The organism is Cohnella lupini (genome assembly GCF_003386205.1).
Classification (GTDB): domain Bacteria; phylum Bacillota; class Bacilli; order Paenibacillales; family Paenibacillaceae; genus Cohnella; species Cohnella lupini.
Map to the genome: position 1 here is coordinate 126,575 of NZ_QRDY01000008.1, position 20,279 is coordinate 146,853.

General features: G+C 54.4%; 16 protein-coding genes. 14 read left to right on the forward strand and 2 right to left on the reverse strand.

The genetic code is table 11. From position 1 onward, the window contains the following. Nucleotides 1–2 precede the first annotated feature (2 nt). The 12 genes from DFP95_RS15520 to DFP95_RS15570 all read left to right on the forward strand — a co-directional run bounded on the left by DFP95_RS15520 (nt 3) and on the right by DFP95_RS15570 (nt 14,411). Complete coding sequence (locus DFP95_RS15520; RefSeq protein WP_115993553.1) at nt 3–3,149, forward strand: alpha-mannosidase; 3,147 nt, start codon at nt 3–5, stop codon at nt 3,147–3,149. Nucleotides 3,150–3,375: 226 nt separating this feature from the next. Next, nucleotides 3,376–3,567 (forward strand): hypothetical protein, encoded by a 192-nt coding sequence (locus DFP95_RS28665; RefSeq protein ID WP_147304170.1) that lies wholly within the window; start codon nt 3,376–3,378, stop codon nt 3,565–3,567. Between the two features lie 77 nt (nt 3,568–3,644). Beyond that, nucleotides 3,645–5,510, forward strand: a complete 1,866-nt coding sequence (iolD, locus tag DFP95_RS15525) for a 3D-(3,5/4)-trihydroxycyclohexane-1,2-dione acylhydrolase (decyclizing) (RefSeq protein ID WP_115993554.1) — start codon at nt 3,645–3,647, stop codon at nt 5,508–5,510. 23 nt (nt 5,511–5,533) lie between these two features. Further along, entirely contained in the window at nt 5,534–6,529 is a 996-nt protein-coding gene (gene iolC / locus DFP95_RS15530) for a 5-dehydro-2-deoxygluconokinase (protein WP_115993555.1), read from the forward strand. Nucleotides 6,530–6,551: 22 nt separating this feature from the next. Beyond that, entirely contained in the window at nt 6,552–8,012 is a 1,461-nt protein-coding gene (locus tag DFP95_RS15535) for a CoA-acylating methylmalonate-semialdehyde dehydrogenase (protein WP_115993556.1), read from the forward strand. A 39-nt stretch (nt 8,013–8,051) separates the two neighbouring features. Beyond that, nucleotides 8,052–8,927, forward strand: a complete 876-nt coding sequence (gene fba, locus DFP95_RS15540) for a class II fructose-1,6-bisphosphate aldolase (protein WP_115993557.1) — start codon at nt 8,052–8,054, stop codon at nt 8,925–8,927. After that, the gene (gene iolB / locus DFP95_RS15545; RefSeq protein WP_115993558.1) at nt 8,928–9,740 is read left to right on the forward strand and encodes a 5-deoxy-glucuronate isomerase; all 813 of its coding nucleotides are present in this window, start codon (nt 8,928–8,930) and stop codon (nt 9,738–9,740) included. A gap of 439 nt (nt 9,741–10,179) precedes the next feature. Then, complete coding sequence (locus DFP95_RS15550; RefSeq protein WP_115993559.1) at nt 10,180–11,124, forward strand: LLM class flavin-dependent oxidoreductase; 945 nt, start codon at nt 10,180–10,182, stop codon at nt 11,122–11,124. Nucleotides 11,125–11,184: 60 nt separating this feature from the next. Further along, a complete protein-coding gene (locus tag DFP95_RS15555; RefSeq protein WP_115993560.1) occupies nt 11,185–12,165 on the forward strand; it encodes an aldo/keto reductase in 981 nt (326 codons plus the stop codon). A gap of 360 nt (nt 12,166–12,525) precedes the next feature. Further along, a complete protein-coding gene (locus DFP95_RS15560; protein ID WP_115993561.1) occupies nt 12,526–13,023 on the forward strand; it encodes a DinB family protein in 498 nt (165 codons plus the stop codon). A gap of 81 nt (nt 13,024–13,104) precedes the next feature. Then, on the forward strand, nt 13,105–14,097 hold the full coding sequence (locus tag DFP95_RS15565; protein WP_115993562.1) for a helix-turn-helix transcriptional regulator: 993 nt from the start codon (nt 13,105–13,107) through the stop codon (nt 14,095–14,097). An 8-nt stretch (nt 14,098–14,105) separates the two neighbouring features. Beyond that, nucleotides 14,106–14,411: a putative quinol monooxygenase gene (locus DFP95_RS15570; protein ID WP_115993637.1), complete on the forward strand. Its 306-nt coding sequence runs from the start codon at nt 14,106–14,108 to the stop codon at nt 14,409–14,411. On the opposite strand, the gene DFP95_RS15575 is transcribed toward DFP95_RS15570, so the two are convergent. Together DFP95_RS15575 and DFP95_RS15580 are read right to left on the reverse strand one after the other, a co-directional pair. Beyond that, nucleotides 14,408–15,496: a M24 family metallopeptidase gene (locus tag DFP95_RS15575; protein WP_115993563.1), complete on the reverse strand. Its 1,089-nt coding sequence runs from the start codon at nt 15,494–15,496 to the stop codon at nt 14,408–14,410. The two genes, DFP95_RS15570 and DFP95_RS15575, sit on opposite strands and share 4 nt — an antisense overlap. A 105-nt stretch (nt 15,497–15,601) precedes the next feature. Next, entirely contained in the window at nt 15,602–17,098 is a 1,497-nt protein-coding gene (locus DFP95_RS15580; protein ID WP_181907448.1) for a glycosyltransferase family 2 protein, read from the reverse strand. 187 nt (nt 17,099–17,285) lie between these two features. Here DFP95_RS15580 and DFP95_RS15585 point away from each other — a divergent pair, with 187 nt between their 5' ends. After that, a complete protein-coding gene (locus tag DFP95_RS15585) occupies nt 17,286–19,094 on the forward strand; it encodes a sensor histidine kinase (protein ID WP_115993565.1) in 1,809 nt (602 codons plus the stop codon). Further along, complete coding sequence (locus DFP95_RS15590; RefSeq protein ID WP_115993566.1) at nt 19,091–20,242, forward strand: response regulator; 1,152 nt, start codon at nt 19,091–19,093, stop codon at nt 20,240–20,242. Before DFP95_RS15585 ends, DFP95_RS15590 begins: the two co-directional genes overlap by 4 nt. Nucleotides 20,243–20,279: the final 37 nt, after the last annotated feature.

The following is a 20,279-nucleotide window of genomic DNA, read 5'->3' on the forward strand; positions in this document are numbered from 1 at the left end:
CGATGTTGTTCACGGAAAAGAAACTGGAAGCGAGACTACGCGAATTAAGCGAAACCCGGTATCGCGACGCTATTCCCATGGGAAGCTTCTCCGCCATCGAAGACGAGGCGGGAGCAACGGCGGCAAGACCGCCCGTCGGCTCCCCCGCTTTTGAATTAAAAACCGGCGAGACATGGGCTGGCCGCGACCGTTATATATGGTTATCCCGCAACATCGAGGTTCCTAAGGAATGGGCAGGCAAAACCGTACTCGGGCGATTCGACTTCGGAGAAACCGGCGGAGGAAACAACGACGGCTTCGAGTCGTTGCTCTATTGGAACGGCGCTCCCTACCAAGGCGTCGATTCCAACCATCAAGAGGTTTTTCTGCCCGACGAAGCCGCAGGATCGGCAGGCAGGATGGACATTCGACTGTGGTCGGGTCTAGATGGCGGCGGCAAGCCGCGCGAGATGAAGCACACGGTGAACCGTGCCGAGCTTTGCTGGCTGGACGAGAAAATCGACGACTTCTATTATACCGGCCGCGCCGTGCTGGAAACGATTCAAGCGCTGGATGCCTCGCATCCCGATCGAGTAGGTCTCGTTAAAGCGCTCGACCGCGCTTTTCTTCTCGTCGATTGGTCCGAACCGGGCTCCGACGTCTATCGCGAATCCGTTTACGAAGCGCGCGAGCTATTGCTGGAGGAAATGAATCGTTTCGAGAAGCGCCATCCGGTAACGGTCACCACCGTCGGCCATACCCATATCGACGTAGCTTGGCTGTGGAGACTGAAGCATACGCGGGAGAAGTGCGCCCGTTCGTTTTCCACCGTTCTGCGTTTAATGGAGCGTTTCCCCGACTACGTATTCTTGCAGACGCAACCGCAACTGTATGCGTACATCAAGCAGGATTATCCGGAAATTTACGAGCAAATCCGGGAACGCGTGCGCGAAGGGCGTTGGGAAATCGGCGGAGGCATGTGGCTCGAAGCGGACTGCAATCTAACTTCCGGCGAATCATTGGTCCGGCAATTTTTGTTCGGTACCCGGTTCATGCGCGAGGAGTTCGACGTGGAAAGCACGTATCTATGGCTTCCGGACGTGTTCGGCTATAGCTGGGCGTTGCCGCAGATTTTGCGTAAATCCGGCTTCGAAACGTTCATGACCACCAAGATCAGCTGGAACCAATTCAATAGAATGCCGCACGATACGTTCAAATGGCGGGGAATCGACGGATCGGAAGTGCTCACGCATTTCATAACGACTCCGGATGATTGGGAGGAAGCGAATTCCTTCTTCTATACGTACAACGGCTTGGTCTCGCCCAAGACGGTCCAAGGCGCATGGGAAGGTTATCAGGAAAAAGAAGTGAACCAAGAATTGCTTCTTTCCTATGGCTACGGAGACGGCGGCGGAGGCGTGAACCGGGAGATGCTCGAAATGCGCCGTCGGTTGGAAAACATGCCGGGGCTGCCGAACGTGAAGACGGGACGCGCGGACGATTACTTCCGGAGGTTGCATGAAACCTTCAATGAAACGGATCGTTACGTGCACACTTGGGACGGCGAGCTGTACTTGGAATACCATCGGGGTACTTACACTAGCCAAGCCTATAATAAGCGGATGAACCGGAAATTGGAGCTTCTCTATCGCGAGACGGAATGGGTAAGCGCGTTGGCCGGCGTATTACGGGGCAATATGAGCGATTACCGCCAACAAAAGCTGAATGAAGGCTGGACGATCATTCTTCGCAACCAGTTCCACGATATTATTCCGGGTTCCTCGATCAAGGAAGTATACGAGGACAGCCGCGAGGAGTATGCCGAAGCGCTGTCCATCGCGGAGGAAGCTTGGAACGAAGCGGCTGCCGTCGTCGGCGGTCTGAAATCGGAAGGGACGATGACGGTTCTCAATAGCTCGCCGTGGGAGCGCAACGATCTGGTTCAGTTCGCGGGCGATAGCATTCCTTCCGGCAGTACTTGGCTGGATGCGGAGGGGAACGCCTTATTATCCCAATATGCCGACGGACTGTGGACGGTTGCGGCTTCGAAGGTGCCTTCGTTAGGTCTAACCTCGATTCGATATCAGGCCGCTTCGGCGCCATCGCCATCGTCCCTTCCGGCAACGACTCCTTTCCATATGGAAGGCCGCGCGCTGAAGACGCCTCATTACGAGATCGAATGGAACGAAGCGGGACAGCTGTCGCGGGTTTTCGACCTGGACAATGGCCGAGATGTGCTCGCGAGCCAAGCCCGAGGTAACGTTCTGCAAGTATTCGAAGACAAGCCGCTTAATTTCGAGGCATGGGACATCGATATCTTCTATCAGGAAAAAATGCGGGAGATTACCGATCTGGTTTCCGCCGAGTTAGTAGAGACGGGGCCTCTGGTTGCGGCCATCGAATTCAAGTGGCGTTACGCGAAGTCCGTAATCACGCAGAGAATGACGGTCTACGCCGGAAGCAGGCGGATCGATTTCCGCACGCATATCGACTGGCGGGAGCACCAGCAACTGCTGAAGGTTGCATTCCCGGTAGACGTCCGTTCGACGGAAGCCACGTACGATATTCAATTCGGGAACGTCAAACGCCCGACGCATTGGAATACAAGCTGGGATTGGGCGCGTTTCGAGACGGTCGGGCACCAATGGGCCGATCTGTCGGAACGCGGCTACGGCGTGAGCCTGTTGAACGATTGCAAGTACGGCTACGACGTCAAGGATAACGTCCTTCGCCTGTCGTTGTTGAAATCGGCCATCAACCCGGATCCGGATGCGGATATCGGAGAGCATGAATTCGTATATGCCCTTTTCCCGCATAAAGGAGATTGGTATGCGGGGGACACCGTGCAGGAAGCATGGTCGCTCAACAATCCGCTGAGTTCTTACCCGGGAGCTCCCGTCAAGGACTCGTTCTCGTTGTTCCGTCTTTCGGTTTCCAACGTCATGGTGGATGCGGTGAAGAAAGCGGAGGATGGAGACCATCTCGTCCTGCGCGTCCATGAATTCGCGGGCGTTCGTTCTATGGTCGGGCTGAGCAGCGATCTCGCAATCGATTCCTTGCGGGAATGCGACCTCATGGAACGTCCGATCGGAGCGGCATTGTCTTGCGACGAGAAGTTCGAGCTGAAGCCCTATGAGATCAAAACCTTTATCGTTCAGCTTACAGTTTGATTTTTCTTAAACACTCGTAACATCAGTCCATACCACCTCTCATTGCGCAGGTAACTTGAGGCAAATAGTACCGCCAGGCACAAATAGCAGCGCCAGGCACGCTTATTTCTCCTCCGGGAGCGACTTTGAGGGAAATAGCACCGCCAGGCACGCTTATTTCTCCTCCGGGAGCGACTTTGAGGAAATAGCAGCGCCAGGCAAGCTTATTTCTCCTCCGGGAGCGACTTTGAGGCAAATAGCACCGCCAGGCACGCTTATTTCTCCTCCGGGAGCGACTTTGGGGCAAATAGCACCGCCAGGCACGCTTATTTCTCCTCCGGGAGCGACTTTGGGGCAAATAGCAGCGCCAGGCACGCTTATTTCTACTCTGGAAGCGACTTTGAGGCAAATAGCAGCGCCAGGCACGCTTATTACCTGAAGCCCGCAAGCTCCGCATGGGAATTGCGGGCTTCCTCATTCTTCATCCAAATCTATGAATAACCGAGGTTTTGCCCAATGAAAACCATTCGATTGACAATGGCGCAGGCTTTGTTGAAATTCCTTGATCAGCAGTACGTATCCGTGGACGGGGAAGAAACGAAATTCGTTCGTGGCATCATGGGGATATTCGGACACGGCAACGTGACCGGAATCGGCGAGGCGCTCGAGCGGGAATCCGGCAATCTCATTTTCCTGCAAGGCAAGAACGAGCAAGGGATGGTTCATGCGGCATCGGCTTATGCCAAGCAGAAGAACCGCAAGCAGATATTCGCATGCACGACATCCATCGGTCCGGGAGCGCTGAACATGATCACCGGCGCCGCAACCGCTACGGTTAACCGGATTCCGGTTCTGCTACTGCCGGGCGACAACTTCGCATCCCGCCAGCCGGATCCAGTGCTCCAGCAACTGGAGATTCCCAGCGATTACTCGATATCGGCGAACGACCCGTTCAAGTCGGTCAGCAGATTCTGGGATCGAATCGTTCGACCGGAGCAGCTCATGTCTTCGCTGCTTCAGGCGATGCGCGTGCTGACCGATCCCGCGGATACCGGCGCCGTAACGTTGGCGTTGCCGCAAGACGTGCAGACGGAGGCTTACGATTATCCGGCGAGCTTCTTCGAGAAGAGAGTTCATCATCTGGATCGCCGCCCTGCCGCGCCCGATGCCATTCAGCGAGCGGTCGATCTGATCGCGAGCAAGAAAAAGCCGCTTATAATCGCAGGCGGCGGCGTTCATTACTCGGGTGCGACCAAGGAGCTTCTCGCGTTCGCGGAAGCATTCGGAATCCCGGTAGCCGAGACGCAAGCCGGCAAAAGCGCCGTTCCTTGGAATCACCCCCTCGCTCTTGGAGGAGTCGGCACTACCGGAACTCTTGCGGCGAACCGGATCGCGGCGGAAGCCGATTTGATCATCGGCGTAGGCACCCGGTTCTCCGACTTCACGACGGCTTCCAAATCGGCTTTCCGCAACCCGGACGTCGCGTTCCTGAACTTAAACGTCAGCCCGTTCGACTCGGTGAAGATGCAAGCCGAGTATGTGACGGCAGACGCCAGGGAGGCTATCGTCGCTCTTCGCGATCAATTGTCCCTATCCGGGTATCGTTCCGGTTACGCGGATGGTTACGTGAAGGGACTTAAAGCGGTATGGGACGACGAAGTCGACCGTCTGTACTCGCTGGAGAGCTCGGAAGGTCTTACTCAGACGCGCGCTCTCGGCGTCGTAAACGGGTTCATCGGCTCGAAGGACGTCATCGTCGCGGCCGCCGGAAGCTTGCCGGGCGACCTGCACCGGGTATGGAGGACGACGGAACCGAAAACCTATCATATGGAATACGGCTTCTCCTGCATGGGATACGAGGTCAGCGGCGCGTTCGGGGTAGCACTTGCGGAGCCCGATCGCGAAGTCTACGCGGTATTGGGCGACGGTAGCTATCTCATGCTCCATTCGGAGCTCGTAACCGCCATTCAAGAGGGAGTTAAGCTTACCGTTCTTTTATTCGACAATCATGGTTTCCAATGCATTCATAACCTGCAGCGCGGTCACGGCAGCGACGGCTTCGGGAACGAATTCCGTTTCCGTTCGAAGGAGTCGGGCCGCCTGAACGGCCAGTATATGCCGATCGATTTCGCCGCCCATGCCCGCAGCTTGGGCGCCGCAGCCTTTACGGCCGGTAACGCCGAGCAATTGGAGCAGGCGCTTCGTCTTGCGAAAGCCGAGCAAGGACCCGTGCTCGTCGAGATTAAGGTGCTGCCGGGGACGAACACCGATGGTTACGATTCCTGGTGGAACGTCGGGGTGCCGGAAGTATCCACGGACGACAAGGTATTACAAGCGCATGCTGATATGCGCAATAAGATTCAAATGGCGAGGCCTTACTAACGGACAAGAAAGAAGGGATCTCGATGGAGCGCGTATCGTTCGCATCCGGCAAATCGCTCGATTTCGTAGCGATCGGCCGACTATGCATTGATCTGAACGCTAACGAAATCAATCGTCCGATGGAAGAGACGATGACGTTCACGAAATACGTGGGGGGTTCCCCCGCCAATATCGCCATCGGCATGTCCCGCTTGGACATGAAGACGGCTTTTATCGGCAAGGTTGCCGATGATCAGATGGGACGGTTTATCGTGCAATACCTGCGCGACAACGGAATCGAGACGTCGGGCGTCGTAACGGATCGGACCGGAGCCGTCACAGGTTTAGCTTTTACCGAGATCAAGAGCCCGGAGGATTGCAGCATCCTCATGTACAGAGACAACGTTGCCGATCTGAAGCTTGAGCCCGGCGAAGTGGACGAAGCCCTCATCGCCGGCAGCAAGGTACTTCTCGTATCCGGCACGGCTCTCGCGAAGAGCCCTTCCCGCGAAGCGGTATTGCTGGCCCTCCGCTACGCGCGCAAGCACGGCACGAAGGTTGTATTCGATATCGATTACCGGCCTTATTCTTGGACCAATCCGCAAGAAACGGCGATTTACTATCACGCGGCAGCCGAGAAGAGCGACATTATTATCGGAACCCGCGAGGAGTTCGACATGCTGGAGCAGTTCGACGGCAACACGGAACGGAGCGACGCAATGACGGCCGCGCAATGGTTCGGGCACCATGCCGAAATCGTCGTCATCAAGCACGGCAAAGAAGGCTCGATCGCATACGGCAAAGACGGAAGCTCGCATCGTGGCTCGATATTTCCCGCGAAGGTCATCAAGACTTTCGGCGCGGGCGATTCCTACGCAGCCGGCTTCATCTACGGACTCATGCAAGGCTGGAACATCAGCCGGAGCATGGAGTTCGGAAGCGCCTGCGCCTCGATCGTCATTTCCAGCCATAGCTGCTCCGACGCCATGCCGAAGCTTAATCAAGTCGAAGACTTCATGAGCCAATTCAAACCCGTTTAATTTCGAGAGGAGAATTCCCGATATGTCTCAAACCAACGCTCCCGCAGCGCTTAGCAATTTCATCGGCGGCCAATGGGTCGCTTCCGCGTCGGGCAAGTCCGATGCGGTATTTAATCCGGCTACAGGAGAAACGATCGCGCATGTCCCTCTATCTTCGAGAGAAGACGTAGATGCCGCCGTCTTGAATTCCAAACAAGCGTTTGCGAGTTGGAGCCGCACGGCCGTTCCTCGTCGGGCACGCGTGTTGTTCAAATATCAACAGCTGCTCGTCGACAATTGGGAAGAGCTTGCGAAGATCATCACCCTAGAGAACGGCAAAAATTACTCCGAAGCGTACGGAGAAGTCCAACGCGGCATCGAGTGCGTAGAGTTTGCTGCAGGCGCGCCATCCTTAATGATGGGCAAGCAGCTTCCGGACATCGCCACGAACGTGGAATCCGGCATGTACCGTTACCCGATCGGCGTAATCGGCGGCATTACGCCGTTTAATTTCCCGATGATGGTACCTTGCTGGATGTTCCCTCTCGCCATCGCATGCGGAAACGCATTCGTGCTCAAGCCTTCCGAGCGCACGCCGTTGCTTGCCAATCGCCTGGCCGAGCTGTTCAAAGAAGCGGGTTTGCCGGACGGCGTTCTGAACGTGGTGCATGGAGCGCATGACGTCGTGAACGGGCTGCTCGAGCATCCGGACGTTAAAGCGATATCGTTCGTCGGCTCCCAGCCCGTAGCGGAATACGTGTACAAAACGGGAACCGCGCACGGGAAAAGAGTTCAGGCGCTTGCCGGCGCCAAAAACCACAGTATCGTCATGCCGGACGCCGATTTGGACGGTACGGTGCAGCAGATCGTGAACGCGGCATTCGGGTCGGCGGGCGAGCGATGCATGGCCTGCGCGGTCGTCGTAGCCGTCGGCGAGGTAGCGGATCCGCTCATCGATAAGCTGGTTGCCGCAGCCGATAACCTTATCATAGGCAACGGGATGGATAAAGACGTGTTCCTAGGTCCCGTTATTCGCGGCCCTCATAAGGATCGCGCGCTCGGCTACATCGAAGCCGGAGAGAACGAAGGAGCCTCTTTACTCCGCGACGGACGCATGGATACGGCGGTCAACGGCGACGGTTACTTCGTCGGACCGACGATTTTCGATCACGTTACGAGCGAAATGAAAATATGGAAAGACGAAATCTTCGCACCCGTTCTATCGATTGCGCGAGTCGACACATTGGAGGAAGCGATCGAACTTTCCAATAGATCCGATTTCGCCAACGGCGCTTGCCTATTCACCCAAGATGGAAGTAACGTTCGACAGTTCCGCGAGAACATCGATGCCGGAATGCTCGGCATTAATCTAGGAGTGCCGGCGCCGATGGCCTTCTTCCCGTTCTCGGGTTGGAAGAAATCGTTCTATGGCGATTTGCATGCGAACGGTACCGACGGAGTGGAATTCTATACGCGCAAGAAAATGGTGACGGCTCGCTGGTAGGAGCAGGAGTCTCAACCCGAGACGGAAGGAGTGAATACTATGGCTCTCGTATCGATGAAAGCGATGTTAGATGAAGCATTAGCCGGACAATACGCAGTCGGTCAGTTCAATCTGAATAATCTTGAATTCACGCAGGCGATATTGCTCGCCGCGAACGAGGAGAGGTCGCCGGTCATTTTAGGCGTAAGCGAAGCTTATATTCCTTACATGGGCGGGTTGCCCTTCATTGCGGGAATGGTCGAATCGTTGATCAAGCATTACGGAATTACCGTGCCGGTCGCGCTTCACTTGGATCACGGTTCCACTTATGAGGTGTGCATTCGCGCGCTTCACGCCGGATTCACGTCTGTCATGATCGACGCGTCCCATCACGAGCTGGAGCGTAACATCGAGATAACGCAGCGAGTGACGGAAGCGGCCCATGTTCTTGGTGCGACCGTGGAGGCTGAACTCGGAAGGATCACAGGGCGCGAAGACGATCTCGTCGTCGACGAAGCGGAAGCGATGTATGCCGTTCCGGAGGATTGCGTTCGCCTCGTCAACGAAACGGACATCGACTGTTTGGCGCCTGCGCTTGGATCCGTTCACGGTCCGTACAGAGGACAACCCAAGCTAGGCTTCGATCGCATGGGGGAAATCAGACGCTTAACCGGTCTTCCTCTCGTGCTGCACGGCGGAAGCGGGCTCCCGGATGAGGAAGTTCGCAAGGCGATTTCGCTTGGAACTGCTAAAATCAATGTGAATACGGATAATCAAATCGCATGCACGTCCGCGATTCGAACCTATTTGCTGGACAATCCCGAGGCTTACGATCCCCGCCATTATTTAGTTCCCGCGAGAAATGCTATCCAACGGTCCGTCAGCGCGAAGATGCGTCTATTCGGTAGTACGGGTAAAGCGGGAGGAGTGGTTTAAATGTCGGAGTTGATCGTAAAGCCCCATAATCGGCCTCAAGCGGACTGTTCCATCCTGTCGGTCACGCCGGAATCCGCCGGGTGGACATATGTCGGGTTCGAAGCGTTGCGTCTGAAAACAGGCGATATAATAAAACGAAATACGGATCAGCGGGAAGTTTGCCTGGTGTTGCTCAGTGGTAGGGCGAGCATCCGTACGCGTCATTCGGAATGGATCAATATCGGGAAGAGGATGAGCGTGTTCGAGAAAACTCCGCCTTACTCGGTCTATGTTCCGAACGACGACCTCTACGAGATCAAAGCATTGACCGATGCGGAAATCGCGGTTTGTTCCGCTCCCGGCCAGGGAACGAATGCGGCAAGATTAATCTCTCCGGAACAGGTCGGGGTAGAGACGAGGGGAAAGGGCAACGTCGAGCGGCAAATCCATAACATTTTGCCCGAAGGGGAGCCCGCGGATTCCTTGCTAGTCGTTGAAGTGTTTACGCCGGAAGGGCATTGGTCCAGCTACCCTCCGCATAAGCACGACCGCGATGCATTGCCCGACGAATCGTTGCTGGAGGAAACTTACTATTTCCGCGTGCAGCCTGAGCAAGGCTTTGCTATTCAACGGGTTTATACCGACGACAGGTCACTGGACGAAACGCTGGCCGTGAAGAACGGAGAAGCGGTATTGGTGCCGAAAGGTTATCATCCCGTATCCGCCCCTCCTGGTTACGAGGTTTACTACTTAAACGTCATGGCCGGTCCTAAACGGTCGTGGAAGTTTCATAACGATCCGGACCATGCATGGCTAATGAACAATCCTAAATAAGTTCGTAGACCGGAAAGACCGTGAGGCGAGGAATCACGTTTTCGTAGAAAGAAGTCCATGCTTAGCTGCATGGGCTTCTTAATGATTCAGTAGTTCATTGAAAGTGAGCTGGGGTGAGAGTCATCCAATTCAAATACGATGGTTTTCAATGTATTTTTGAAGCACGTTCAAAAATTAGGCCGGATAAAGATGATTTTTATTCCTATTGATCTCCGGTCGTTCATTTCCTTAGATAAACACGATCTATAGTGATGTTCTTAATCCTACTTTGATTGAAATAGTGCTCCACGGCTCCAATTAACGATGATTGCCATTCTACTTTCTTGCCTGGGGAGCGCTCCAAGAAGGAAAGCGAGCGGCGAATCGATTATACTATTGTAATAAGCGTGTTCAACCTCTTGGCTACCGAACGAAATAGAAAGGAGCTGCATGAAGCTTAATGAAGGAAAGGACGATCAAGCTTAGCGTGTTGGATCTGGCTCCGTTATTCGGCGAGGCGGATTCGACCTTCGCGCTGGGACAAGCGGTCGAACTGGCGCAGACGGCCGAACGTTTAGGATATAGCCGTTATTGGGTTGCGGAGCACCACGATATGCCGGGACTCGCCTGCACCTCGACGGAAGTGTTATTGTCGCATATCGGAGCGAAGACGCGAAGCATCCGAATAGGATCGGGAGCGTTGCTGCTGCCGCACTATAAACCGCTTAAAGTGGTTGAATCCTTTCATATGTTAGCAAGCCTATATCCGGGGCGAGTCGATCTAGGCCTGGGAAGAGCTCCCGGCGGAGCCGGCGAAGTAAGCTTGGCCCTAAGCGGAAATTTTCTGGAGAACGTCTGGAAAATGCCCGAGCTGCTCAAGGGAGTGACCGAGCTTCTGCAAGGGAAATACGTATACGAAGGGCGACCGATAACCGCTCGTCCGGTTCCGCCGGCTGCTCCGGAAGTGTGGCTGCTAGGAACGAATAAGAAAAGCGCTGCTTACGCGGCCGAGTTCGGAACGGGTTACGCGTTCGGCCAGTTTATGAGCGACGTCCCGGGAGAGGAAACGCTGCAGGCATACCGCGACGCTTTTACTCCATCCCCGCTAACTGCCGCTCCGCGGGCGATGGTCGCCGTCAACGTCGTTTGCGCCGAGACGGACGAGGAAGCCGAACGGCTGGCCGCCTCGCTAACGGCGGTATTCCAACAAGGCGTTGAAACCGGGGAAAGATCCCCGCTGGCGGATCGGAAGTTGCTGGTCGGCTCGCCGGAGAGCATCCGAGGAAAGTTGGAAGGGCTCTCCGTCGTCTACGGCGCGGACGAGTTCATGATTCTGACGATGATTCCGGATTACCGGAAGAGACTTCGTTCGTATGAACTTCTCGCCCAAGGAATGTTAACATAGAGGTTCGGCAAGAGTAACATAGGCTATCGAAATGGACAACAAATCGAGGAGGATAAAAAAATGGATTACGTAAAACTCGGGAATACGGGAACGGACGTGTCGAGGCTTTGCTTAGGCTGCATGAGCTACGGCGTACCTGAACGGGGGCCGCATCCTTGGTCGTTGGACGAGGAGAAGAGCCGGCCTTTCATTAAGAAGGCATTGGAGCTCGGCATCAATTTCTTCGATACGGCGAACGTGTACTCGGACGGCACGAGCGAAGAAATCGTCGGCAGAGCTCTGAAGGACTTCGCCAAGCGGGACGAGGTCGTCATCGCGACGAAGGTGCACGGACGCATGCGTCCCGGTCCTAACGGAGCGGGCCTGTCTCGCAAAGCTATCATGCACGAAATAGACGAAAGTCTCCGTCGGTTGGGCACCGATTACGTGGATCTCTATCAAATCCACCGTTGGGATTCCCGCACCCCTATAGAAGAAACGATGGAAGCCTTGCACGACGTAGTTAAGGCCGGTAAAGCTTTGCACATAGGAGCTTCGTCGATGTATGCTTGGCAGTTCCTTCATGCGCTTCACGTGGCGGAGAAGAACGGATGGACACGGTTCGTCACGATGCAGAATTACGTTAACTTGTTATACCGCGAGGAAGAACGGGAGATGCTGCCGCTCTGCCAAGCGGAAAAGATTGGCGTTATTCCGTGGAGCCCGATGGCCAGAGGACGGTTGACGCGGGACTGGGACGAGTCGAGCGAGCGTTCGCTGACGGACGAATTCGGCAAGTCGCTGTACGCGGCTACCGCCGAAGCCGACCGTAAAGTGGTGGAGCGCGTGGCGGAAGTCGCGGCGAATCGCGGAATTCCGCGGGCTCAGGTGGCGCTGGCGTGGGTGCTTCAGAAGCAACCCGTGACCGCGCCAATCATCGGCGCGACTAAACCGCACCATCTCGAGGATGCCGTTGCCGCGTTGTCGGTCAAGCTGACTCCGGAAGAGATCGCCAAGCTAGAGGAACCTTACGTGCCGCACCCGGTACTCGGGGGGATATAAGGGAAGGGAGAGGGTCGGGGGAACGAATGCCCGATTCTCTCCAGAGTAAAATCGAGCGTACTCAGCGTTCCGTAGCTACTTGGAGCCGAGATGGTAACGAAATCGGACTATCTCCGCTCTCTCCATTCGATAGTAACGAAATCGGACTATCTCCGCCCTCTACAGCCGAATCGAGCTGAGATAGTAACGAAATCGGACTATCTCCGATCTCTACAGTTAAATCGCCGAGACAGTATGTCACGCTTTTTCTCCGAATGAAACGAATCAATAAAAATAATCCAGAATCACTGACCGTAGTTGTCAGTGATTTTTTCGTATGCTTATCTTGCTTGAGCCGATAATGAAAAGGAGGAACGGAAAATGTTCATAAGGATTGATGATTTTGCGGCGGAATGGACTAGCGAAGCGGAAATGACCGCAAGCGTGCTGGACGTTCTTACGGATGCTTCATTGAAACAAACGATTTGCGAAGGCAGACGGACGCTTGGCCAAATCGCATGGCATCTTGTAAAGTCGCCGCATTATATGACAACGTTAGGTCTCGAGTTCGATGCCCCCCAAGGGGGCGACGAGGCTCCGGCTTCCGCGGCGTTAATAGCGTCGGAGTACAGAAGGATCAGTCAGGCCTTGCTCCATGCCGTTCGAACGCAATGGAACGATGGTACTTTACTCGAATCGGTTACTATTCAAGGAGAAGAGTGGCCGAACGGCGGATCGCTGCGCTTTACTCTAATGCACCAAGCTCATCACCGCGGACAGATGACCGTCCTTATGCGACAGGCAGGGCTTCGACTGCCCGAAGTCTATGGTCCGACCTATGATACATGGATAGATAAAGGAGTAGCGCCCTTGGTCTAATCCCTATTACAATGAAGGAAATGGAAAAGGAGAAGCGAGCAACGTCTTTTCCTTATCGAGAATCAAGGAGTGAGGCGCGGGATGTCCAAGGCGGATAACATGCTGTCGATCCTATGGCTGCTTCGTTCGGGGAAGCGGGTGACCGCTCAGCAGCTTGCGGACGAACTGGAGATTCATGTCCGGACCGTCTATCGTTGCATCGATTCGTTGTGCGCGAGCGGGGCTCCGATTATTGCCGATTCCGGACCGAACGGCGGGTATCGGATACTCGGGGAATTCGCCGATTCCCCGTTGCTCTTCGATTCCGAGGAGCAGAAGGCGCTCGTGCACGCATCGGTGTTCGCGCGCGAAGCCGGCTATCCGTTCACGGACGCATTGGCTCGGGCTGTCGATAAACTGAAGCGGTATACGAACGAGGAGCAGCTCGAACGGATCGAAAGACACAGCGGCGGGCTTGCCGTCATCCAGACGCCAACGGACGAGAGGGAGCGCGGTCTGCTTAAGCTGCTGGAGGAAGCCGTTGCCCAAGGAGAGTCGCTGGACATGGACTATGCCAAAGGACCCGAGCTGACCGCAAGCAATCGAATGCTCGATCCGTATGGCATCGTACATTGGAAAGGGATATGGTACGCGGTCGGATTTTGCCGGTTGAGGCAGGAGATTCGGAGCTTCAGGGTTGATCGCATCGTTCATCTCGCGAAGACGGACAGCCGCTTTGAACGTCCGGCCGCATTTTCCGCGCGAAACTTCCTTATGCGTTCTCTGCTCCCGGATTCTCTCGATGCCGAGAACCTGATCGCCGTAAGGATTCAAGGACACGAACACGCTCTGAACGAGCTCTGCCGCCATTGGCTCTTCGGACATGCTCTGACGGAACGCCAGCCGGGCGAAGCCCTATTCAAGCTTGGACAACCTTCGCTGATGACGTACGTGCCTTACTTCCTTCTTCCGTACGGTCGCTCTCTCGATATCCTCGAACCGCGCTCGCTTATAGAAAGAATGGCGGAGGTTAGCTTGGAAATGTCGAAGCATTACGCGGCAATGAAAATAAAAAAGGAAGAAACGAAAGGATGACGAATCGAATGAACAAATTCACTATGTTCGCAAAAATGACGGCCCATCCCGGTAAACGGGATGAGCTCGTACGTCTGTTGCTGGAGTCTTCGCAAAACCTGGAGGATATGGAAGGGTGCGAGCTTTACATTATCAACGAATCCGTGGACGATCCGGACGTTATCTGGATAACCGAGCTGTGGCGCGACGCCCAAGCTCATGCCGATTCCCTCAAGAACGAAGGAGTGCTGGCCGTCATCCAACAAGCTCGGCCGCTTATCGCGGGAGTAGAGCCGATCCGTCTCCGGCCCGTGGGCGGCAAGGGATTGATCTAGCCAATAACCGTAAGTTCCTTTGGGAAGGAAGTTAACACTTCAACCCCATCGGGCGTGACGAGCACGTCGTCTTCGATTCGGACGCCGCCAACCAACGGGACATAGATACCCGGCTCGACGGTGAAAGTCATTCCGGCAAGCACTATATCATCGTTTCGCCCGTGAATGGACGGGTATTCGTGAATATCCATTCCAAGGCCGTGCCCGAGCCGATGGTTAAAGTAGGGGCCGTAACCCGCCGCTTCGATCGATTCCCGGGCGGCGCGGTCCAAGCTGCCGAAAGTAACTCCCGCTCGTACGGCTTCGATGGCCGCAAGATTTCCCGCTAATACCGCGCCGTAAATGATCTTCATCTCGTCCGTGATCTCGCCTACCGCGAACGTTCGGGTAATATCGGAGGCATAGCCGTCCGCGAATACGCCAAGATCGAATAAGAGGAGTTCCCCTTCCGCGATCTTCCGACTATCGGGTTTGCCGTGAGGCAACGCCGACTTGGCGCCGGAAAGCACCATCGTATCGAAGGAGGGTCCTTGCGCTCCGAGTTTCTTCATCCGGTATTCCAATTCAGCGACTAGCTCGATTTCGGAGACGCCCGGTTTTACTTGATCTACGCCGGATCGTAGCACTTCTTCCACGATACGAACGGCATTCTTCATCCGCGCTACCTCGTCCGGCGTCTTGATCGCGCGCAACTCGCGTAGGGGGAAGCCGATATCGACGTAAGCTTCCGCGCCGATAGCCGCGCTGATCGCCTCGAATCGAAGTACGCTTAAATCGTCTTTTTCCACGCCAAGCTTGCGGATATCCCGAGGCATCAGCTTGCTTAATAGCTCGTAGGCATCATCCGTATCGGAATGAGCGTGGATGCTCCCGACTTCGGAAGCAACTTGCGCGGCCTCGTAATCAAGGGCCGGAACTAGCATTAAGGCTTCTTCTCCCCTCGGCAGCAGTAGTCCAAGGAATCTTTCGTGCGGATCGGTTGCGAAGCCGGTTAAGTAATAGACATGCTTCGGCGAAGTGATCAGCATCGCATCTAGTTCGTTATGGTCCAAGTAAGCTTGGAGTTTATTCATTCGGGATTTCATTTCATCGCCCGCCCTTCCTCTTTATTTTACTCCATTCGCGAACCATTACGCACGAAAGAACCTCCCGCGTTAGCGAAGCGGAGGTTCTTCTTGCCGTTTAACCGCTTAATCCGGTCGTCTAATGTATCTGGAGGACCAAACGCTCCCAATCGAGCCTGACCGAGTTACTCGTGCGATGGTCGAATTCCGTTTGCTCAGCCGGATTCGCTTAATCGCTCCGATCCGCGGTCTAGGCAGTCGCCGCCTTATCGCGCGACTCCGTTTGATCCGAGTGATCCGCCGCCATAACGGCTTAGCTAGCTTTGTCGTCCGCTTTTGCCCGACAGTCATCGTCCGCCTTCGTCCGACCGCCGTTCTCCGCCTTTTTCCGACTGCCTTCGTCCGCTTACGTCCAATGCGCCTGATTGTCCGCATGCTTCTTCGCGTTTGTAAGTTCAGAGCTCTAAGAACTTCGTCCAGTATCGCTTTTATCCTCTGATCTTTGTCGGGGGTATTCTCCATGTAAACCGCATCCGCGGTCATAAAAGACTCTAAGAGAGAGAGCTTAAGTCGCCGGTGCTCAGGCGAATCGGGCTGCTTGAAGAGTTCTCTTGCGCATCTGGAGCAAGCTCTAGTAATTCCTCTCGCCGTATGGCGGTAAGCTGCGTGCTTACTGCCTTTCCATGCTTGCAGTATACGCAGAACGTTCTTGTACATCTGAACCCGGTCAGCCGGGGAGCACAAAGAGAACAGGCTGAATTCGGGATCTTGGAAGCCGTGCTGTTGGAAAGCCAAACGAATATTATCGCTGTTCTCGTCCTCGAGCCGGGGAGCGGAGGGATGCTCCTGATGATAGCCGATGACTTCGCTGATGCTGGCGAACTTGTAACCCCGTTGATGAAGGCGGTATCCTAGCTCCCAGTCCTCTAAGCCGTACTTAATGAAATTCTCGTTAAAGCCTCCGACGCTTTGGAAAACTTGCTTGGACATGGACAGGCAGCGAGTCACGCATAACAGCCATGGGGCGACATCGGTTTGCGCGAACTGGACTTTAATCGAGTCGATGACGTCCCAATCTGCAATGACTTTGGGAAGGACATCCGTCTGATTGCGAATATCCTCGGGCGTCACGAACTCGATCAGGTCGGTAGCGATCATGTACTGCTCGTTCCACAAGCCGTGCGGCAACAGCACCCGGGCCGCCAACAGCTTCTCCTGCTCGGAGAAGTCGGGATGAAGATGAGTGAATACGCTTCGCCAAAGGTTGGGAACGCCGGAGACGATTCGATTGTTATCTACCGCTAGATACCGGGCATGAACTTCAAGGAAATCGGGAGTGACGAGGAAGTCCGGATCGCAGAAAACAAGGTAATCCTCCGCGCTTACCGCTACTCCGGCGTTCCGGGCAGCAGATCTTCCCATCGTCGCGTTCGAATTCAGCACTTGAATACGATAGGGGGGATGATAAGATTCTAGCGACGGCACGGTATCGTCCGTCGAGCCGTCGTTGAAGATAATGACTTCGAAATGGTCCATCGGATAAGTCTGCTTCTCGAGAGCGGCCAAGGTCAGCATTAACTGCCTGCTTCTATTGTAGCTGGGAATAATGACGCTGAATTTCATGGAGTAATGGGTCACCTCCGCGGAACTTGAGTTGCTACAAAGTATGCGGCTCGGCATTCGCCCGATAGGGACGAATATCCCGAGGCTGTCGATTCAGGAAACGAAATAAGAAATTATGCGCCGAATTCTGCTATTATTAATTTAAGGTATTTTGTCGTTTTTAATAGAAATAAGGGGGACCGCCGTCGTGGAAACGAGACAATGGATGTCGATATTGCTTAGTCTGGCGACGGCGCTGATGCTGTTCGTGATGTTCCTGTCCTACCGCAAACGGCACTTGCAGGTAGCGAGAACGATGATTTTCGTTATGCTAACCGCTTCCTTTTACGCATTCGGCTACGCTTTCGAGATTCTGAGCGGCAGCTTGCGCGGGGTGAAGCTTTCCATGCAGTTCGAATATTTGGGCATCCCCTTCGTATCCGCGTTCTGGCTTCTGCTGGTCATTCAATTTACCGGCGCGGCGGCTCGATACCGCAAGCTTCTGGTAGTATCGCTTTTCGTTATTCCTTTAGGGACGTTTTTCCTGCATCTAACCAATGATTGGCACCATCTCGTGTATAAAGAATACATATTGAATACCGAGTCGACTCTTCCGTTATATAACACCCTCAAGGGACCATGGTATTCGGTGCATGGGGTGTACAATTATACGATTCTACTGTTCGGCATCTTGCTGTTCATTCCGATGTACCTGAGATCGTTGCCGATCGTGAGGAAGCAGATCGTCGTTCTCATTCTTGGCGCCGCCGCCCCCATGCTGTTCAATATCGGCTACATGTTCGGTAAAACCATCGACTTTACGCCGCTTGGATTCGCCGTATCGGGCGTCGTTTACGCGTGGGGTATTTTCCGGTTTCATTTGCTTCGGTTAACGCCTCTGGCTTTTGCCAAAGTATTCGATACGATAAGGGACGGCGTCGTATTGCTCGATTACGAGAATCAGATCGTTAATCACAATCGCGCGGCGGAAGGGGTTTTTCCGGAGCTTGGTACGACGAAAAGCTTTCCCGCGCACGGCAAGGACGTATTGGCGGATTGCCCGGATCTGCTGGAGCGGATCTCGGCCGCGGATAGCCGGGATGAGCGATTTCCTTTCCAGCGCCTGCAAGAGAACAGGCATAAGCATTATATTTGCAGCTTGTCTTACATATACGATACGGGAATGGTCCCGATCGGCAAAATACTGATGTTTAACGACATTACGGAGTTGATGGAGAACGAGGAGAAGTTGCGGGAGAAGTCTCAAAGGCTGTCCCAATTGAACGAGTTCAAGGACAAGCTGTTCACAGTAGTGGCTCATGATATCCGCGATCCGATCGCGCTGCTGGTCAGCTTGACCGAGCTGCTCGGCGATGAGCCGACGGATGCGGATATCGCGAACGCCGAAATTTTTCAGGAAATCAGAAGGCAGGTCGGGAGCACCTTCTACCTCGTCGACAATTTGCTGGACTGGTATCGCAGCCAGAACGGGGAAGTGACTTTTCGTCCGATGGCTTGGAATTTGCAGCAGGTTGTCCGGCAAGCCATGTCCTTGGCCGGAGCCAGGGCGGGGATGAAGCAGATCCGCTTGGAGGAGCTTGTAGATGAGACGCTGACGGTGAATGCCGACAAAGAGATGCTTGACCTTATTCTACGAAATTTGTTATCGAACGCGATCAAGTTTTCCGGAATAGGCGGAAGAATCGAGATCGCCGCCTTGTCGGATGGCGATTTGGTAAAGGTCTTCGTGAAAGACAACGGGGCGGGTATCGACGAAGAGACGTCGAAGCTGTTGCGACAGGAAGAGCTGTTCTTTAAGGGGCCAGGCTTCGCGAACGAAGGAGGCAAGACGAGATTCGGTCTCGTGCTGACCCGCGAATTTCTCCGTATTCACGGCGGAAGGCTTCAGTTCGAAAGCGTTCATGGGGAAGGAACGACGTTTACGTTTACTTTGCCCGGATCCCACGGCCGCTCGGGAACGAGTCTGAACGATGGAACGGAGGTGATGGCGAATTGAAGATCGTATTGATCGACGATGATCCCGTCATGCATCTAATCATGCGGAAAATGCTCGTCAAGCTTCCGGAGGTGCAGGTTGCGGGAGCCTTCGCGGATACGCAGTCCGCTACCGAGTTTCTGGCCAACAACGCTGATATCGAGCTCGCGTTCGTCGATATCTCCATGCCGGGAGAAAGCGGGATGTCGTTTGCGGCCAAGATGGAAGAAGCGAATAGCAAGGTGCAAATCGTATTCGTCACCTCGCACAAGGAGTATGCCTTGAAGGCATACGATCTGTCCGTAATGGATTATTTGGTTAAGCCGGTTTCCCAGGAACGCCTGGAAAGAACGGTTAACCGCGCGTTAGCCGGGAGAGAATCCGCTCGCGCGTCGCGACTGGGGGACTCCGTTGCCAGGAAGAAGGGCGAGATTATCATTACCGCGCTAGGAGACTTCTCCGTCCAGAACGAGTCGGGCCGCGTAAAATGGATATCGAGCAAATCCGCGGAATTGTTCGCCTATCTGTTGTTGAACCGAGGCAAACGGATAGCCCGTTCCCGACTGGTAGCGGACATCTTCGGAGGCATGACCAGCGATAGCGCGGAGAAGTATTTGAATACGACCGTGTACCAGCTGCGCAAATCATTGGAGCCGCTTGGCTTGCGGGAGGCCGTACGCTCCGAAAACGACGGTTACGCGTTGGAATTAATTAACGTCGTTATCGATTACGAGGAGTTCGAGCAGCGTGCGGGGAAGCCGGAAAGAATGGAGTCCTCCGACGCGGACGATTTCCTGCAATCCGAAAGGCTGTATACGGGAGATTTATTCGGTAATAAAGCTTATGTATGGGCAATACACGAGACGGAGCGTCTTGCCGAGCTATATGCGAACTTCGTAAAGCAGCTTTCCGAAGCGCTGCTTTCTCTTAGGAACACGTCCGCCGCAATGAAGCTATTGCTTAAGCTCCATGCCCGGAATCCGCTGGACGAATCGGTCGTTAGGCTGTTGATGAGGGTACACGGGCAAGACGGAAATAAAAAAGGGCTGACTTCCCAATATACCGATTACGTTAAACTTCTTAACAAGGAGCTTGGTATTCGGCCGTCCAAGGAGCTGCTCTTGCTATACGATTCGCTTGTGAACGAGTTCGCCGACAACAAAAAATAAATAGTCGTTTAGAATCGCCTAGATAGTTTAATATCGT

Excerpts from the sequence above, each read along its gene's own strand:
- DFP95_RS15570 (WP_115993637.1), top strand. The coding sequence starts at position 14,106 with ATGAACAAATTCACTATGTTCGCAAAAATGACGGCCCATCCCGGTAAA.
- DFP95_RS15535 (WP_115993556.1), top strand. The coding sequence starts at position 6,552 with ATGTCTCAAACCAACGCTCCCGCAGCGCTTAGCAATTTCATCGGCGGC.
- DFP95_RS15580 (WP_181907448.1), bottom strand. The coding sequence starts at position 17,098 with ATGAAATTCAGCGTCATTATTCCCAGCTACAATAGAAGCAGGCAGTTA.
- iolD (WP_115993554.1), top strand. The coding sequence starts at position 3,645 with ATGAAAACCATTCGATTGACAATGGCGCAGGCTTTGTTGAAATTCCTT.
- iolC (WP_115993555.1), top strand. The coding sequence starts at position 5,534 with ATGGAGCGCGTATCGTTCGCATCCGGCAAATCGCTCGATTTCGTAGCG.
- DFP95_RS15520 (WP_115993553.1), top strand. The coding sequence starts at position 3 with ATGTTGTTCACGGAAAAGAAACTGGAAGCGAGACTACGCGAATTAAGC.
- DFP95_RS15565 (WP_115993562.1), top strand. The coding sequence starts at position 13,105 with ATGTCCAAGGCGGATAACATGCTGTCGATCCTATGGCTGCTTCGTTCG.
- DFP95_RS15555 (WP_115993560.1), top strand. The coding sequence starts at position 11,185 with ATGGATTACGTAAAACTCGGGAATACGGGAACGGACGTGTCGAGGCTT.
- fba (WP_115993557.1), top strand. The coding sequence starts at position 8,052 with ATGGCTCTCGTATCGATGAAAGCGATGTTAGATGAAGCATTAGCCGGA.
- DFP95_RS15550 (WP_115993559.1), top strand. The coding sequence starts at position 10,180 with ATGAAGGAAAGGACGATCAAGCTTAGCGTGTTGGATCTGGCTCCGTTA.
- iolB (WP_115993558.1), top strand. The coding sequence starts at position 8,928 with ATGTCGGAGTTGATCGTAAAGCCCCATAATCGGCCTCAAGCGGACTGT.
- DFP95_RS15560 (WP_115993561.1), top strand. The coding sequence starts at position 12,526 with ATGTTCATAAGGATTGATGATTTTGCGGCGGAATGGACTAGCGAAGCG.
- DFP95_RS15575 (WP_115993563.1), bottom strand. The coding sequence starts at position 15,496 with ATGAAATCCCGAATGAATAAACTCCAAGCTTACTTGGACCATAACGAA.